This is a genomic window from Gillisella vitis (assembly GCF_001541345.2).
Taxonomy (GTDB): Bacteria; Pseudomonadota; Alphaproteobacteria; order Rhizobiales; family Rhizobiaceae; genus Allorhizobium; species Allorhizobium vitis.
The window spans coordinates 665,230-680,538 of sequence record NZ_LMVL02000003.1 but is presented as its reverse complement, the minus strand read 5'-3'; the positions used below and the strand labels follow the sequence as shown (position 1 = coordinate 680,538).

General features: G+C 57.8%; 15 protein-coding genes. 7 read left to right on the top strand and 8 right to left on the bottom strand.

Features of this window, described 5'->3' with window-relative positions; translation table 11 throughout:
* The first annotated feature begins 33 nt into the window (after positions 1–33).
* A complete protein-coding gene (locus ASB66_RS13320) occupies positions 34–594 on the top strand; it encodes a TetR/AcrR family transcriptional regulator (RefSeq protein WP_070150778.1) in 561 nt (186 codons plus the stop codon).
* 122 nt (positions 595–716) lie between these two features.
* On the opposite strand, the gene ASB66_RS13315 is transcribed toward ASB66_RS13320, so the two are convergent.
* Both ASB66_RS13315 and cckA read right to left on the bottom strand, forming a co-directional pair.
* Positions 717–1,589 carry a DUF3313 domain-containing protein gene (locus ASB66_RS13315; protein ID WP_081088834.1) on the bottom strand — a complete coding sequence of 291 codons (873 nt, stop codon included), beginning with the start codon at positions 1,587–1,589 and terminating at the stop codon, positions 717–719.
* Between the two features lie 299 nt (positions 1,590–1,888).
* On the bottom strand, positions 1,889–4,507 hold the full coding sequence (cckA, locus tag ASB66_RS13310; RefSeq protein WP_060715503.1) for a cell cycle histidine kinase CckA: 2,619 nt from the start codon (positions 4,505–4,507) through the stop codon (positions 1,889–1,891).
* A 399-nt stretch (positions 4,508–4,906) separates the two neighbouring features.
* On the opposite strand from cckA, the gene ASB66_RS26720 reads away from it, so the two are divergent.
* Positions 4,907–6,427, top strand: coding sequence for a flagellar biosynthetic protein FliO (locus ASB66_RS26720; protein WP_114386601.1), 1,521 nt, complete (start codon positions 4,907–4,909; stop codon positions 6,425–6,427).
* 421 nt (positions 6,428–6,848) lie between these two features.
* Here the strand turns inward: ASB66_RS26720 and dksA are convergent, their stop codons facing one another.
* Positions 6,849–7,268, bottom strand: coding sequence for an RNA polymerase-binding protein DksA (gene dksA / locus ASB66_RS13300; protein ID WP_041696655.1), 420 nt, complete (start codon positions 7,266–7,268; stop codon positions 6,849–6,851).
* Between the two features lie 296 nt (positions 7,269–7,564).
* On the opposite strand from dksA, the gene ASB66_RS13295 reads away from it, so the two are divergent.
* From ASB66_RS13295 to ASB66_RS13280, 4 genes are all read left to right on the top strand, one after another.
* The gene (locus tag ASB66_RS13295; protein ID WP_060715505.1) at positions 7,565–8,065 is read left to right on the top strand and encodes a SixA phosphatase family protein; all 501 of its coding nucleotides are present in this window, start codon (positions 7,565–7,567) and stop codon (positions 8,063–8,065) included.
* 150 nt (positions 8,066–8,215) lie between these two features.
* Positions 8,216–9,685, top strand: coding sequence for a YcjX family GTP-binding protein (locus tag ASB66_RS13290; protein ID WP_060715506.1), 1,470 nt, complete (start codon positions 8,216–8,218; stop codon positions 9,683–9,685).
* Positions 9,682–10,779 (top strand): YcjF family protein, encoded by a 1,098-nt coding sequence (locus tag ASB66_RS13285; protein ID WP_060715507.1) that lies wholly within the window; start codon positions 9,682–9,684, stop codon positions 10,777–10,779. Before ASB66_RS13290 ends, ASB66_RS13285 begins: the two co-directional genes overlap by 4 nt.
* A gap of 152 nt (positions 10,780–10,931) precedes the next feature.
* A complete protein-coding gene (locus ASB66_RS13280) occupies positions 10,932–11,480 on the top strand; it encodes a hypothetical protein (protein ID WP_015916186.1) in 549 nt (182 codons plus the stop codon).
* Between the two features lie 64 nt (positions 11,481–11,544).
* On the opposite strand, the gene folK is transcribed toward ASB66_RS13280, so the two are convergent.
* The 3 genes from folK to folP are packed head-to-tail and all read right to left on the bottom strand — an operon-like array spanning position 11,545 to position 13,331.
* Complete coding sequence (gene folK / locus ASB66_RS13275; RefSeq protein ID WP_272940005.1) at positions 11,545–12,063, bottom strand: 2-amino-4-hydroxy-6-hydroxymethyldihydropteridine diphosphokinase; 519 nt, start codon at positions 12,061–12,063, stop codon at positions 11,545–11,547.
* Positions 12,056–12,424, bottom strand: a complete 369-nt coding sequence (gene folB / locus ASB66_RS13270) for a dihydroneopterin aldolase (RefSeq protein WP_060715509.1) — start codon at positions 12,422–12,424, stop codon at positions 12,056–12,058. Before folB ends, folK begins: the two co-directional genes overlap by 8 nt.
* The gene (gene folP / locus ASB66_RS13265; protein WP_060715980.1) at positions 12,417–13,331 is read right to left on the bottom strand and encodes a dihydropteroate synthase; all 915 of its coding nucleotides are present in this window, start codon (positions 13,329–13,331) and stop codon (positions 12,417–12,419) included. Before folP ends, folB begins: the two co-directional genes overlap by 8 nt.
* A 279-nt stretch (positions 13,332–13,610) precedes the next feature.
* Here folP and ASB66_RS13260 point away from each other — a divergent pair, with 279 nt between their 5' ends.
* Positions 13,611–14,267, top strand: a complete 657-nt coding sequence (locus ASB66_RS13260) for a DUF922 domain-containing Zn-dependent protease (protein WP_060715510.1) — start codon at positions 13,611–13,613, stop codon at positions 14,265–14,267.
* A gap of 72 nt (positions 14,268–14,339) precedes the next feature.
* On the opposite strand, the gene ASB66_RS13255 is transcribed toward ASB66_RS13260, so the two are convergent.
* Both ASB66_RS13255 and ASB66_RS13250 read right to left on the bottom strand, forming a co-directional pair.
* Positions 14,340–14,660 (bottom strand): 2Fe-2S iron-sulfur cluster-binding protein, encoded by a 321-nt coding sequence (locus tag ASB66_RS13255; protein WP_060715511.1) that lies wholly within the window; start codon positions 14,658–14,660, stop codon positions 14,340–14,342.
* A gap of 216 nt (positions 14,661–14,876) precedes the next feature.
* Positions 14,877–15,245: an Hpt domain-containing protein gene (locus ASB66_RS13250; protein WP_015916025.1), complete on the bottom strand. Its 369-nt coding sequence runs from the start codon at positions 15,243–15,245 to the stop codon at positions 14,877–14,879.
* Positions 15,246–15,309 lie beyond the last annotated feature (64 nt).

The window sequence follows — 15,309 nt, the reverse complement described above, 5'->3', positions numbered from 1 at the left end:
GCCTCGAACACATCTTCGCCGAAGGCACCCAAAATGCGTGCGGATGCCCAGCGAAACCGGGAGAAATTGGTCGAGGTTGCAGCCCTCGCCTTTGCTGAAAAAGGCGTCGAAACCTCGCTTGAGGATATCGCAAGGCAGGCAGGCGTCGGTATTGGCACGCTTTACCGCCATTTTCAGACGCGCGAACATCTTGTCGAGGCGGTTTACCGGCGCGAATTGTCAAGCCTGGCAGAAGCGGCGACGGAGCTTGCGACAACCCTTCCCGCCGATATGGCGCTTGAGGAATGGATGCGCCGTTTCGTGGGCTATATCGCCACCAAACGCGGCATGGCCAATAGCTTGAAAATTATTATGAATTCTAATTCAACCCTGTTTGCGGAGGGCTCCGGCCTGATCCGCGATGCAGTCGCCCGGCTGATGGCAAAAGCACAGGAGGAGCAGCTTATTCGCGACGATATTGGTGAGGCTGACGTGTTGCACGCCCTCTCCAGCATCTATTCCATGCCCGACACCCCGGAATGGCGCGACCGTTCACATCGGCTGATCGGATTGCTGATGGATGGATTGCGCCATAAAGGCCAATCCAGAAGCTGACTACATAATTCCTTAAATCGGACTCGATTGAACGAAAAAATTATGCAGCAGATTTAGCGTGCTACAGCGCCGGGGACCAAAACCTGGAAACTGAAAATCAGCTTCCAGGCTTGATAGTCTCCCTACTGCTTGCCGGCTTTGTCCGACCAGGATGGCGGCGCGCCGACCATGGTTCCAACCATTCCGCCAATGCCAGGCGCCCGCCCGAAGGCTTCGCAGGCAGCGTTTTTGGGTGCACCGCCCAGTCCCGATTTCAGCTTTTGCCCTGATGGCAAGGATAGGTTGAGGCCGGAGGGTTTCTGGCCTTTTTGCAGCATCTGCGAAAACTGGCCGGCAAAGGCTGATGCCAGACCATAGGCATCGCCGACTTCGGAGACGCGGGGGCCATTGGTTATCGAGTTCGCGCCCCTGGACCAGACGATTGCCGCGACTTGTGTTCCCTGGGGGGTGAGCGCTTCGGCTTCCACGGCAAGGCCGCCAAGACCAATTGGAAGACGGGGAATACCGACCGGCAGGACGGCGGATGTTCCAAGCGTTGTCACCTTGGAAACACCAGCGGCAATCTTACCGGTCGGAACGATGTCGGTAATCTCCGCTTGCACGGTCAAATCGGCTGGTTCGCCGGGGCGAACCACAAGAAACCTGTCGCTGAGATCAATGCACAACGCCCGGTCGAGCGCGTTGGAAACCAGCCGGTCGCTGCCTGGTTCATGGAGCTTTGCGCGCGCCTGCGGTGATAGTTTCGTCGGTGAAATGGCGATTGAACGTGCCGTCAACAGCGACTGTTCATCCAAAAACACCCGTGATTTCGCGATCTTACCCTCGACCGGGCCTAGCTTTTCATAGGACTTGAGAGAGCCCGATTGCGTCAATGGAACCGAGCCGCAACCGGAAAGACCGAGAGCCAATGCCAAGGGAAAAATCGCCGAAAATCCGGAGCGACTTGCAGGTTTAGCCTCGCGACGGGCAAGGGCACACGCAAGCACATATGTCATAAAATAACGACCTTTTCTTTAAGCCTTGGCACCATGTGTCGTGATCGATTCGCACATCCAAAAAAATGTCGAAGCCAGGGTCAATGGCTCCTTCTATAGAAATCGATTCAAGGCAATTTCGGGGTGTTTCGAGTGGCAACAGTGAATATCGTCATCGGAGATAAAAGTTTTTAATTAAAACTATATTGACGCTTCGAAGAAGCCCTACAAATCTCGATCAGCAAACCATCACACACCTTATCGAGCGTGTGATGGATCTCGCCGTCTCTTAATGCCCATACGGTTCAGGTCAAGACAGTTCAGGCATCCAGCATTTCGCGAACGGCGATGGCCAATTGCTTGAGGGAGAAGGGCTTCGGCAGGAATCCGAACTTCGCATCCGCAGGCAGATTTCGCGCAAAAGCATCCTCGGCATAGCCCGAAACAAAGATGAATTTCATATCCGGATAGGTCTTGCGCAATTCCTTCAACAGCGACGGGCCATCCATTTCCGGCATCACCACGTCGGACACGACAATATCGACCTTGCCTTCCAGTTCCTCCATGATTTCCAGTGCTTCGACGCCAGAACAGGCCTCGTGGACTGTATAGCCCCTTGTTTCCAGCATGCGCTTGCCGCCGCGTCGCACGGCGTCCTCGTCCTCCACCAGCAGAACCACGGCAGATTTACCCGTCAGGTCGTCTGGCTCCTTGGAATTTTCGGATTCGGATGCAGCCAGAACGCGGCCATTGCCCTGCTGGGCTTGCGCGCCAGGTGCAAGGGTCGCATCGATGACAACAGGCTCGACAATATGGCGCGGCAGGAAAATCCGGAATGTCGTGCCTTCGCCAACCTCCGATTCCAGATAGATATAGCCGCCGGACTGTTTGACGATGCCATACACCATGGCAAGTCCCAGGCCGGTCCCCTTGCCGACATCCTTGGTGGTAAAGAACGGCTCGAAGATCTTGTCGAGGATCTCAGGCGCGATACCGGTACCCCTGTCGGCGACTTCGATCAGCACGAAATCTTCATGCGGCAGGCCACGGTGATTATAGGCAGCCGCTTCGACACCAGTGACATTATGGGTGCTAATGGTGATATTGCCGCCTTGCGGCATGGCATCGCGGGCGTTGACACAGAGATTGATCAGCACCTGTTCGAATTGAGAGAGATCCGCTTTTACCGGCCAGAGATCACGTCCGTAATCCACATGCAGCTTGACATTTGTGCCTGAAATCAGCCGGTCGACCAGCATGCGCAGATCGCCAATCACATCTGTCAGGTTCAGCACCGTCGGGCGCATGGTCTGCTTGCGTGAAAAAGCCAACAACTGGCGCACCAGAACGGCGGCGCGATTGGCATTGCGCTTGATTTCCATCAGATCGGCAAAGCTCGAATCCGACGGCCTTGCCTGGAGCAGCAGATGGTCGGAGGACAGAAGAATGGCTGTCAGAACATTGTTGAAATCGTGGGCGATGCCCCCGGCCAACGTGCCGACAGCATTCATTTTCTGCGTCTGGGCCATCTGGGTTTCCAGGGCCTTCTGGTCGGTGACGTCAACCGCATAAACAATGGCAGCCTCTTCCGGCGCTTCGTCGCTCTGGTCGATGACCGCGTTCACGTAGAACCGGAAATGGCGCATGTCATCCAGGGGATGGCGCGAATCGATTGGTGCAATGTCGACCTGCCGGTCGCGCGCCTGTGACAGCGCCTCGGCGAACACCGGACGCTCATTATCATGCAGGACCGCATCCAACCGGATCTTTCGGTCGATATCGTCCCGGGAAACGACATCGGAAAAGAATTTCAGGAAGGGTGCATTGGTGCGCAGGATGCGCCCCTGCCCGTCCACCGAAGCGATCGCCATCGGCGTATTGTTGAAAAACCGGGTAAAGCGCATGGAGGCCGAGGAATCCGACCGGTCCCCGGCAATGACTTCCTGACGGGCCAGCACGATCGTCCGGCTCTCCCCTGGCGCGCCATCGCGGGCCGAGCGAACCCTATGGACAAGGCGGGCAGGAAAACTGCGGCCATCAGCCCGGCGCAGGTCGAGATCGAGCGTCGCGGTCTTCGACAGGCCTGGCTCGGCCTGGACCGACTGGATCAACGCCATCCCCTCGCCTGCAACGAGGTCCTTGAGGTAGATGGCGCCTGGCGAAAACTGCGTGAGATCGATGCCAAGCCATTCCGAAAGGGTGGCATTCAGGTAGAAGATCTCACCCTTGCGGCCTGCCGAGAAAAAGCCAGCTGGCGCATGATCGAGGTAATCGATAGCGTTCTGTAATTCCTTGAAAAACCGCTCCTGGTCGTCGCGGTCGGCGGTAATGTCGGCAATCTGCCAGATCTGAAGGCCTTTATGCGGCCCCTTCTCCACCAGACGGCGAGCCCGCAACCGGTACCAATGCGCGCCGGAACCATTGCCGGAAAACGGTCCGAGCGGTTTCAGCAGCCGAAACTCCTCCTGCCCGTCCCGGTCCTCGCGCAAGCCGTTGATCAGCCGGTAAAGCGCTTCACCAGCCTCGCGATGGCGAGACAACAGCGCTTCCAGCGTCTGTACGTCTGTCGCCCGGCGCGCGCCGGTCATCCGGCCATAGGCTGCATTGGCATAGATAATGTGCCCACGTGGATCGGTGACCAACGTTCCCTCACTCTGGCTATCGAGGAAGGCGCGACCAAGACCGTCCGAGGGCGTCTGCGGCATCACTTCGATGAAACCGATGATCGCCGAGACCAGGAAGAAAATACCGACGATAGCCAGGACGCCAAGCACACCCAGCACGATCTGGTTGTCCAGCGAGTTCTTGAAAACCACGAAGGCGGCGGCGGCAGCCAGCAGAACAAAGGCCAGGATGACGATGCGGAACGCGGCCCCGCTATTCGGCCTGCGATCCACCAGCGGGCCTACGCTTTCGTCTGTCTGCTGCTGGTTTGTCATTCGGTCCTCATCTCGGCGTCTACATTTGCCTTGTTATCCGGCGCCTTGTCACCGGCACCTTAGCCATCCGGCACTTTGTCATCCGGCAGCATTCTTGCCCACGATAGCCGGTCTCGCACGGCCTGTCCCGTCGCCATTGCCAGGAATCACGGTTAGCAACATCTTTACCAACTTGAATGGGCAGCAAAAAGCGCAGCAAGGCCACCATTGCCGCCCATTCACAGCCAATCATGCAATCTGGCGCAGATCTTGAGCGCCTTACCCCTTCACTTCGTGGGCAATCGCAATAAATAGGCAGGGAATAAATGCCGGAGCTTGCTTGGCCATGGTGCGATGCGTCATATAGAGCCCGCATAGCTTTGCCTCGTTTTACAAAGGCAAAGTCGAAAATAGCGTTGAATGACCACCGATACTCGGACGGAGACAGCCACCATGATGGACGATATTCTCAACGCCTATGGCAGCCGCTTCCTGATTGCCGCTGGCGGGGTGTTTCTCGCCCTCGCCATGCTGGTCGTGATATTGTGGATCCTTAAAAACCGCGCTCCATCGCCCTTCGTGCGCGGTGGGCGCAATCGCCAACCACGCTTGCAGGTGCTGGATGCCGCCGCCGTGGATGCTCGCCGCCGGCTTGTGCTGATTCGCCGCGACAATATCGAACATCTCATCCTGATCGGCGGCCCAACCGATATCGTGGTCGAAAGCGGTATTGGCGAGCCGAAGGCCTATCTGGCCGGAGAGCTTGCCGCCAACGAGGCACTTGCCAGAAACCAGGAGCTCCTCAAGGCTCAGGAATTGGCAGCGCTGGCCTCACGCCAGACCAAGGATGCCGAACTGACGGCGCAAGCCGCCTTGCAGACCCCGCCATCACGGCTGGAAACCCAACCGACCCGACAAGAGCCGCGTCCGCAGCCAGTCTCTGCACCACCTCAGAAACCGGCAGTTAGACCGGTTGCTGCGGCTCCGGCCCAGGACACTGTATCCGCTGCTGCCCAGGCAATGCCCGCACCACCTGCCCCACAGCCCCTTGGGCAAAAGCCGGTGCTGGCCCCCGCCGCGCTAAAGCCCAAACCTGAAGACACTATTCAGCGTCCACAGAACGTAGAACGCCCGCCGCAACCGCCCGCCCCCCAGATTCCGCCACAGCAGGTTCAAACACCGCAGGTTCAACCAGCAAAGGCTCCAGTCGCTGAAACCCAGGCGGCAGCGCAGGCCGAGAACCGGCAAACAGCCCAGGAACCTGTGTCTACGGCGGTGGCCCCGGAAATCCCGATGGCGTCGAATGTCAGAGCCGAGCCTCGGTCAACCGAGACCATCACCGCCGAGCCTGTGACCGCTGTTTCATCGCCACGACCTTCTGCGGCGCCGGTTATCAGCTCGCCATCGAGCGCTGGTCGCAACGAGGCTCCGGCTGATACCGCACCGGACATTGACCCGCCCATGGTGGCGATCAAGCCCGTCGACGTGTCGATGCCGGTTTCAGAGCCTCGGGTTGCGCCCGCGACGACATCCCCGCAGGAGGCCAGTCTGCTGCTGGATGCTGCCCGCGAACGGGTATTGAAGACACGGGTCGAACCTTTTTCCGCAGATCGCTACAAGAGCCCTACACCACCCGAAGAGATCGACCTGTCACCTGAACCTGCTGCCGAGAAAACCCCGCAGGAAGATTCCGTGCCGGACCTCGACACGCTGAAAAGTGAATTTGAAAAAATCCTCGACGGCGAAATTCTGACCCAGCCAGCTGCGCGCCCGAAACCGACTGTTGAGCCACCGGTTGCACGCGCCATTGCGCCGATCAGAACGCCGCCCGGTGCCAATCCGCAAGCCACGGTGACATCCGACCCCGCACCGAAGGAAGGCAATTTGCAGGACGAAATCGCCCGGATTTTCGGTGAAATGGGCGCTCCGCGCAAGAATTAGAGTTCGCCTTAGGGAAGAGGGAGCCTGATTTTTCCGAAAGATAACCGCATCAAGGATAGTTGGCCTCTGACACTCTCTAAAGAGGGGGCAACGTCTATATGCATTAATACGCATAATATCCTAGGGGCATTTCATACATAATCGACTCCGCCGCCATGTACCTCAACAGGCCACTGTGGCGGACAGGCTCATGCAAAAGGCTTTGCATCGACGTACGATGATCTGGAAAATATTCAACAGTCTACCGAAACGAAATACGCCACTCTAACAAAACAACCGCATAGGCGGGCGTTACGGGTTTCAGCGCCGCGTCCTACCGGCTACGGTACGCTTGCGCTTAGTCATGCGTCCCTTGCACAGAAGCCGCACGCAAAATCACTGCGTGCCTTTGCCTCTGAACCCTGCGCTGCCTATTTTAAGTCTATTCGTCGCGATAGACTTTTTCGCGCCGCTCGTGGCGTTCCTGCGCTTCAATCGACAGGGTCGCGATCGGGCGGGCGTCGAGGCGCTTCAAGCCAATTGGCTCGCCGGTTTCCTCGCAATAGCCGTAGGTGCCATCATCGATCCGTTGCAACGCAGCATCGATCTTGGAAATCAGCTTGCGCTGCCGGTCACGCGCCCGAAGCTCGATTGCGCGGTCGGTTTCCGAAGATGCCCGGTCTGCCAGGTCAGGGTGATTGGCACTCTCTTCCGCGAGATGGCCAAGGGTTTCCCTTGCCTCACGCAGGATGTCATTTTTCCAAGCGATCAACTTGGCGCGAAAATAAGCTCGCTGGTTCGCGTTCATGAACTCGTCGTCATCCGAGAGCACATAGTCGCTAAGATTGATCTTCTCACTCAACGCGATTCTCCTGAAGAACATCTCAATGGCGGACGTATATACTTTGAAAAGGTCGCATTCAAGCCTTACTCAAGGCTTTCCTTGATTTTTAAATCTGTCATAAAAATCAGCTAAAGGACTATTTTTTCATCGTTTTTCGCCTGTGTGGCTTATTTGTCGCAGAACCCCTTGACAAAGGTTTACACCAAGCGCCTCCAGCCGGGTCACATACCTCTTCCAGACGCTACAACCCATGCTGTTGACGCCACATGAACTGGCGGGATAGGTAAGGCTTCGATCCAACGGACACCATCTGCATGACCGTCACCGTCTCCAAGCCTTTCCGGATCTATCTCATGCGGCATGCCGCCGCCGATTGGCCTGGCGCCGGGCAAAAGGATTTCGACAGACCCTTGAGCAATACGGGTTACGCCCATGCCGAGTTGATAACCGATATGGCTGCCGACAAAGGCTACCGTCCCGATCTGGTGATCTGTTCGACGGCTGCCAGATGCCGGCAGACTGCCGATGCCGTGCGCCGCAGCATGTGCGCCCAGGATGTGGAAATCCGCTATGTCGATGCGCTTTATAACGGTGGCGCCGAGACCTATCTGGAAATCCTGCACTCCTCTTCCCAGCAGGGGTCGATCATGCTGCTCGGCCATAATCCGGCAATCGAGGAATGTCTTCATGTGTTGATCGGCGAACAGGTATTGGCCAATACCATTCCGCAGGGCTATCCGGCGGGCGGACTGGCGATTATCGACGCAGCAGACACCCCCAGCCGATGGCAGCTTGTGGATTTTCTTCAGCCCTGAAGGGCCACAAAAGCGGATATGGCAAAGGCGCTCGTAGCAAGGGCGTAAGCGGTCTGACGCAACGGTCTTAGACTCAAGCCTTCAATTCGCTGGGCCTTCAATCCGCTGGCGCACACCCTATATGCAGGCAAACAACAGGACCATTGCCCAGTGCCGCCATCCATGACCAGTTTTACAGACGAGACCCGCATCGCGCTCGACAATCTTGCCGACCGGGCCTCGAACCTGCTGTATCCAACGATCCGTCTAGGGGTCACGGGCCTGTCGCGGGCCGGCAAAACCGTCTTCATCTCATCGCTGGTTCATAATCTGCTGAATGGCGGTCGCCTGCCCTTGTTTGAGCCGTTGCAATCAGGCCGGATTTCCCGCGTCACGCTGGAGCCGCAGCCGGATGACGCCGTGCCGCGCTTTCAATATGAAGACCATATTCGCGCTCTGGTCCGCGATCGGGTTTGGCCGGGTTCTACCCGGGCCATTTCAGAACTGCGGCTGGTGGTGGAATATCAGAGTGCCAGCAGCTGGGGCCGAATATTTTCCTCCGGCAAGCTCGCCATTGATATCGTCGATTATCCCGGCGAATGGCTGCTGGATCTGCCGCTTCTCGCTCAGGATTATGAGACCTTCAGCCGCAATACGGTGGAACTGGCCCAAACCGGTATCCGCAAGGAATTGTCGGCGCGCTGGCTGGGATTGGCAAACCGGGTCGATCCGGACGCACCCGCCGACGAAACCACGGCCCGTCAATTGGCGGAGGCCTTTGCCGACTATCTAAAAGCCTGCAAGGCCGACGAGCGGTCGCTTTCGACGCTGCCGCCTGGCCGGTTCCTGATGCCGGGCGATCTCGATGGATCGCCTGCGCTGACCTTTGCACCGCTGGCGCTGAAGCCGGACACCAAGATCGTCAGGGGTTCGCTCCGCGCCATGATGGAACGGCGTTTCGAATCCTACAAAAGCGTGGTGGTCAAACCGTTCTTCCGTGAACATTTCGCCCGCCTCGACCGACAAATCGTTCTTGTGGATGCGCTTCAGGCCATCAATCGCGGACCGGAAGCCGTGCAGGATCTGGAACGGGCGCTGGCCGATGTGCTGACCTGTTTTCGCCCTGGCAGTTCCAGCTGGCTACGGGGTCTGCTTGGACGGCGGATAGACAAGGTTCTGGTGGCCGCCACCAAGGCCGATCATTTGCACCATGAAAGCCATGAGCAATTGCAGGCCGTCACCAGACGCCTGGTGGATGGGGCGATCACTTCCATCGGCATGGCGGGCGCGGGCATCGAAGTGGTTGCCCTGGCCTCGGTGCGGGCAACGCGCGAGGCAACCGTCAAGCAGGATGGTCATCTGCTGCCAGTCGTTGTCGGCACGCCGATGCAGGGTGAAACCATCGGCAATGAGCGCTTCGATGGCAACCGCAAGACAGCGGTCTTTCCCGGCGACCTGCCGGATAATATCGAAAGCCTGTTTCACGCGGCAAAATCCGGAAAAGACACCGGGCCGGATCTCAACATTATCCGGTTTCGCCCGCCGGAACTGGACGAAACTGGCGGCGGCATAAAGCTGTCCATTCCGCACATCAGGCTCGACCGCGCCCTGCAATTTCTCCTCGGAGACCGTCTGGCATGAGCGAAACACCAAAAGATCAACACCCGATGCCACGCAGGCCTGCGGCCTTTTCGCTTGAGGAACCATCTTCCTCCCCTGCCCGCCCGCCTTTTGTCGAGGCGCCGGAGCCGCAAAGGCGCGCGCCGAAAAGTTTCGATGCCAATGTGACGATCACGCCCGATGCTGAAGACCCGTTCCTGGCAGGCTTGAGCGAAGACGAGGCCATCGTTCCAATTGCAAGACCCGCCAAGCGCCGCTTTTCCTTCGGCAAGCTTGCCGGTGCAGCATTCGGCGCGCTTGCCTCCTTCGCCATCGGTCTCTGGATCGACGATCTGATCCGCGATCTTTTCACCCGCGCCGACTGGCTTGGCTATACTGCGCTAACGTTGCTGGGCATCGGCCTATTGGCGCTGACAGTCGTGGTGATCCGGGAACTGGCCGGCATTTACCGGCTGAATGCCGTGCAGGCCATTAAACAGCGCGCCAGCGTACTTTCCTTGCAGGGTACAGCCAGTGAAGCACGCAAACTGGTCAAGGAGGTCGAAGACCTGACCCAGCACCGGGCGGAAACCGCGCGAGGCCGGAGCGTGTTGAAGGCTGCGGAAAACGACATTATCGATGCCCCGCATCTGATTGCCTTGGCCGAGCGGGAATTGTTGGGACCTCTGGATGCCAAAGCGCGAAGCCTGATTATCAATGCCTCAAAGCGGGTGTCTGTGGTCACCGCCGTCAGCCCACGCGCCCTTGTCGATCTTGCCTATGTGCTGTTTGAAGTGGTGCGTCTGGTGCGCGCCATGGCCGAACTTTATGGAGGCCGCCCCGGCTCCATCGGCATGTTGAGGCTCTTGCGCGATGTCTTTGCCCATCTGGCCGTGACCGGATCGATTGCCATTGGCGATGGCCTTGCCCAACAAGTTCTGGGTCACGGCCTTGCCTCACGGCTGTCGGCACGGCTTGGCGAAGGGGTGATCAACGGGCTGATGACGGCGAGAATCGGTATTGCCGCCATGGACCTCTGCCGACCCCTGGAGTTCAAAGCGTTAAGACGTCCAGGCATTGGAGACTTTATGCCAGCGCTAAAACCGGCCATCACTCCCGACAGCAAAGCATTGTAAACCTTACAAATTCAGAAAAACCTTCTTCAAGACATCTCTTGTGGGATAAAGGGCGCAAACCGCATTGAAACCGTGGCAACTAAGGAAATATTAACCATCCTGGCATTATAAATCAGCAACCAAGTGTTCGTCGATTACGCCAAGGAAAGCCGATGCCGCACCGTTTCTCTTTGCTACTCGGCAGTTTTGCCGTTGCCTGCGCCATTGCCCTTCCGGCAGGCGTTGCCGATGCTGCCCAGAAGGATCGCCAGTTCTTCGAATCCGTTTCCGGCGTCTGGAGCGGACCCGGCGAAATCGTCGCTGGAAAGTACAAGGGTACAAAATTCAATTGCAATCTGACGGGTGAGCCTGTCGAAGGTGCAGAGGCTGGCATCAAGCTGGGCGGGACGTGCCGGGTCGGCGTGTTTTCCCAGCCGATGAATGCGGTGATTTCAATGAAGGGCGGCGCCTATAGCGGCCAGTTCCTCGACGGTGCGGAAGGCAAGGGCCTCGACATCATCTCCGGCCAGGTGAATGGCGATAAGGTGGTCATGGGCATCAACCGCGCCAAACTGAACGGCGCGATGGTGGCCAGCATCGAAGACGAAAAGGCCATGAACGTCACTATTTCCGTCAAGGTCGAAGACCGGATGATCCCGGTCATTGGTTTGCGGCTCAACCGCCAGGTTGACCAGTTGGCCGTCGGCTCAATCAAGAAATAAACTGACTTTCAATGGCGGTAACAGTTTTCAAACCCGGCATCGAGAGATTGCCGGGTTTTTGCATTCAGGTCCTCTTCCACCAGAGTGGATCGGTATCGGCGACGACGATATCATGGGCGTCCGCCTGCCCTAGCCAATCTGCCACCGATCTGCCCTCTACCACGAGGTCGCTGCCGATATCGCAGAGCGGCTGAAGGACGAAAGCTCGCTGCACCATGCGCGGATGCGGGATTGACAGGTGATCCTCCTCGATAGTTTGGTCACCGTAGAGCAGAATGTCGATATCGAGCGTGCGCGGGCCCCAACGCTCCCGACGCTCGCGTTTCATCACACGCTCAAGTTCCAGACAGACCGAAAGCAGCGCGGATGGCGGCAATGTGGTGCGCACCAGCGCGCAGCTATTGAAGAAATCCGCCTGATCCAGCTTCCCCCAGGGCGGCGTGCGGTAAAGCCGCGAGACCGCCAACACCGTACAATCCGGGCGCTCATCCAGGGCTTTCAATGCTGCTGCCATGGCATGCGCCGGATCGCCGATATTGCCACCCAGCCCGAGCGCTGCGATCACCGGGGCGCGCTTATCGATGATGGTCAACGGAAACCTCGACATAATCGAGCATGCCGGTAATCGGCGCGCTCGGCTTGCGCACAGTGATTTTCGCACGCAGAATCTGTTCGAACCTCTCACAGAGCGATTTGGCGATATCCAGCGCCAAAGCCTCGATCAGATAACGCCGCTTGCCGGTGACGATTTCTTCGATGAGGTTGAAGGCTACGCCATAATCCACCGTTCCAGCCAGTTCATCGGTTTCCAGAGCCGAAGAAAACCGCAGCTCCAGTTCGGCATCGATGAAAAACCGCTGGCCCAGAAATTTCTCCTGCTCATGCAGGCCGTGCCGGGCGAAAAACCCGCAATTCTTCAGTGTGATTGTATAGGTCTCAGCCATCGATCCGTCCTTCCCGCAGCCGCGCCTGCGCGGCGGGCCCGTCATCGGGGGCCATGGTTAGCATTGCATCCGCTACTGCCAAGGCATCGCGATTTGTCCTTACATCATGTACTCTGAATATGGCAGCCCCCTGTAGCCTTAGCAGAACCGAGCTTGCCGCCGTTGCCGCATCGCGCCCCGCCGCGTCGCGCCCGGTCCCCGTGGCGTCGCGCCCGATCAATGTGCCGAGGAAGCGCTTGCGCGATGTCCCCACCAACAGCGGATAGCCAAGATCGAGCAATTCATGACAGCGCGCCATCAGACCGATATTGGCCTCCACGGTTTCCTTGGCAAAACCGAATCCGGGATCGAGCACAATCGTCTGCGCTGCTACATCTGCATTACGGGCGATAGCAAGCGAGCTTTCGAAAAACAGCAACTGATCGGCAATTGGATCGGCCAGCACGTCGCGGCCTCGACCGGTATGCATGATGCAGAGCCCTGCCCCGGCTGCAGCAGCCACATCGGCAATCTCCGGCTCACGCTGCAAACCATGCACATCATTGACGATATGGGCACCGGCGGCCAGTGCCAGCCGCGCGGTCTCGGCCCGATAAGTATCTACCGAAATCAGCGCATTGGTTTCGCGTGCCAATGCTTCGATGACCGGCAGGATTCGGTCTTGTTCCTGGGCGACAGAGACGGCATCGGCACCTGGCCTGGTCGATTCGCCGCCGATATCGAGGATATCGGCACCCTCCTCGAGACATTGTAGCGCAAAACGCAGGGCCTCGTCACGGCTGGAATGGGCGCCACCATCCGAAAATGAATCCGGTGTCACATTGACGATCGCCATCAACCGAGCCTGAGGCCCGAGCGTCAGGCTGCGGCCACGCGCGAGATGCCATTGCTGATTTGAGATCTTCACGCTGTTTCCCCATGCCTTGCAGAAAAGACCGTTGCCGGATACGACGCAGGGCGCCATATACAAGGCAACTAGACTGGCCGTAACACTTTATGCCAGCTGCATATTTCCTTAAATCCGGTCGGGTTCGGGGATTTATGCGGCCTTTCCTTGAAACGGCTGAAATTCGCAGTGAAGATCACCTTGAAAAACAAGGGTTGTTCAGAATGGCTGGCACATCAAGTCGATGTCGGCGCTGTATGCCTCAAACCGGGACCAAGTTCAATGTCGTGGATACGTTCAATGACCAAAAGAAAAGGCACTCTGGTTTGTGCCGCGCTCGTCTCCCGCGTGATTGTCTCCGGCATGGTATTCGCGGTCATCGGCACGGCAGGCATGGCGCAGGCGGAAACCATTGTCCGCAAATCGACCGTCTATTTCCCGATTGGCGGACGGACAGCGACTGATCTCGACCACGAACTGGAGCGCAAAGGCCCGCACACGGTCAGCACAGGAACCCGCCACCCGGGCGCGACCCGCATCCGATTTGGCGGCACCATGGACTATGTTCGCCGTGACGGTCGCTGTGCCATTGGCAATATCAAGGTGACGGTGTCCATCAAGGTCATTGTGCCGCGCTGGAAAAACCGCCATTCGGCCAATCCGCAACTGGGATTGATCTGGGATACGCTATCGGCCGATATCAATCGCCATGAATCGCGCCACGCTGAAATCGCCGTGCAGCACGCCCGCGACCTTGATCAAAAGTTAAAGGCTCTGCCCAGCGCCACCTCCTGTGAAGAACTACAGGAAGAGGTCTCAGTGTTGACGGATCAGGTAACGCAGGAACACGACGCTGACCAGTTGCGGTTCGATCGCATCGAAGCGGTTAATTTCAACGACCGGATCATGCGGCTGCTGAAGTATCGCTACACGAAGACGCAAGCCCATCACGACTGATTGATCCAGCGTCTTCGATAGATCTCTGTGAGAAGTCGCGCCATTTTCACAGGAGAAAAGCGAATGAGTTGATTATCCCTGTCGCTCGGGAACATGCACGATAAGACCGTCCAGCGCCGGGCCGATCTTGATTTGACAGGAAAGTCTGGAATTGGGCCGAACATCAGTGGCGAAATCCAGCATATCCTCTTCCATTGGCGCCGGACCGCCGGTCTTTTCTACCCAGGCTTCGTCGACATAGACATGACAGGTGGCACAGGCACAGGCGCCGCCGCATTCGGCATCAATACCGGGAACAGAATTGCGCACGGCATTTTCCATCACGGTCGAGCCATCGGCGGCATCAAGGTCAAAGCGGGTGCCATCAAAGGCGACAATGGTCAACTGGGTCATGGGATCTATCCGGGGCTTTAAAGAGCACGCCGCACGCAACAGTCAGCACGTCGCGGCGATGAAGACAAAGACGACACTCTGGCCGGATGAACAAGGCCGCTGATATCAGCGGCCGGCGCAGCCGTCAGGCGCGCAGTCTTCTGACAAATCCGCACACCAGTCAACCGGTGCATAGCAACCTGTAAACCTTGACTGGCGCGGATACTTCACGACCGTTCAGATACGGCAAAGCTTCAGAATGAAATGCTCGGCTTCAACCACAGTTGCGGTAATCGCCGCAATCCGGGCTGCATCAGGGCCTTTGCCTTCGACTTCGGCAGCAGCTTCTGCCACCTTGAACGCGCCGACGGCGCTGGCAGCACCCTTCAGGCGGTGAGCAATGGCAACCGGATCGGCGGATGCGTTGGCAAGCCCTTGCAGACAGCTGCGTGCCTGCTTTGCAAACATCTGTAAAACCTCGATTTCCAAGGCCTTGTCGCCCATGGTCTGCGTGGCAAGATGGACCAGATCGATCGGTCTTGCCTTGGACGGGCTCAGTCCGGATTGTACTTCTGGAGCTTCGAAAGCGATATTGACGGCAGCCATGACCCTTACGATCCTTTTTGTTATGATACGGTTCTCATATTCAGGATGGTTGTCAATCGTGGGA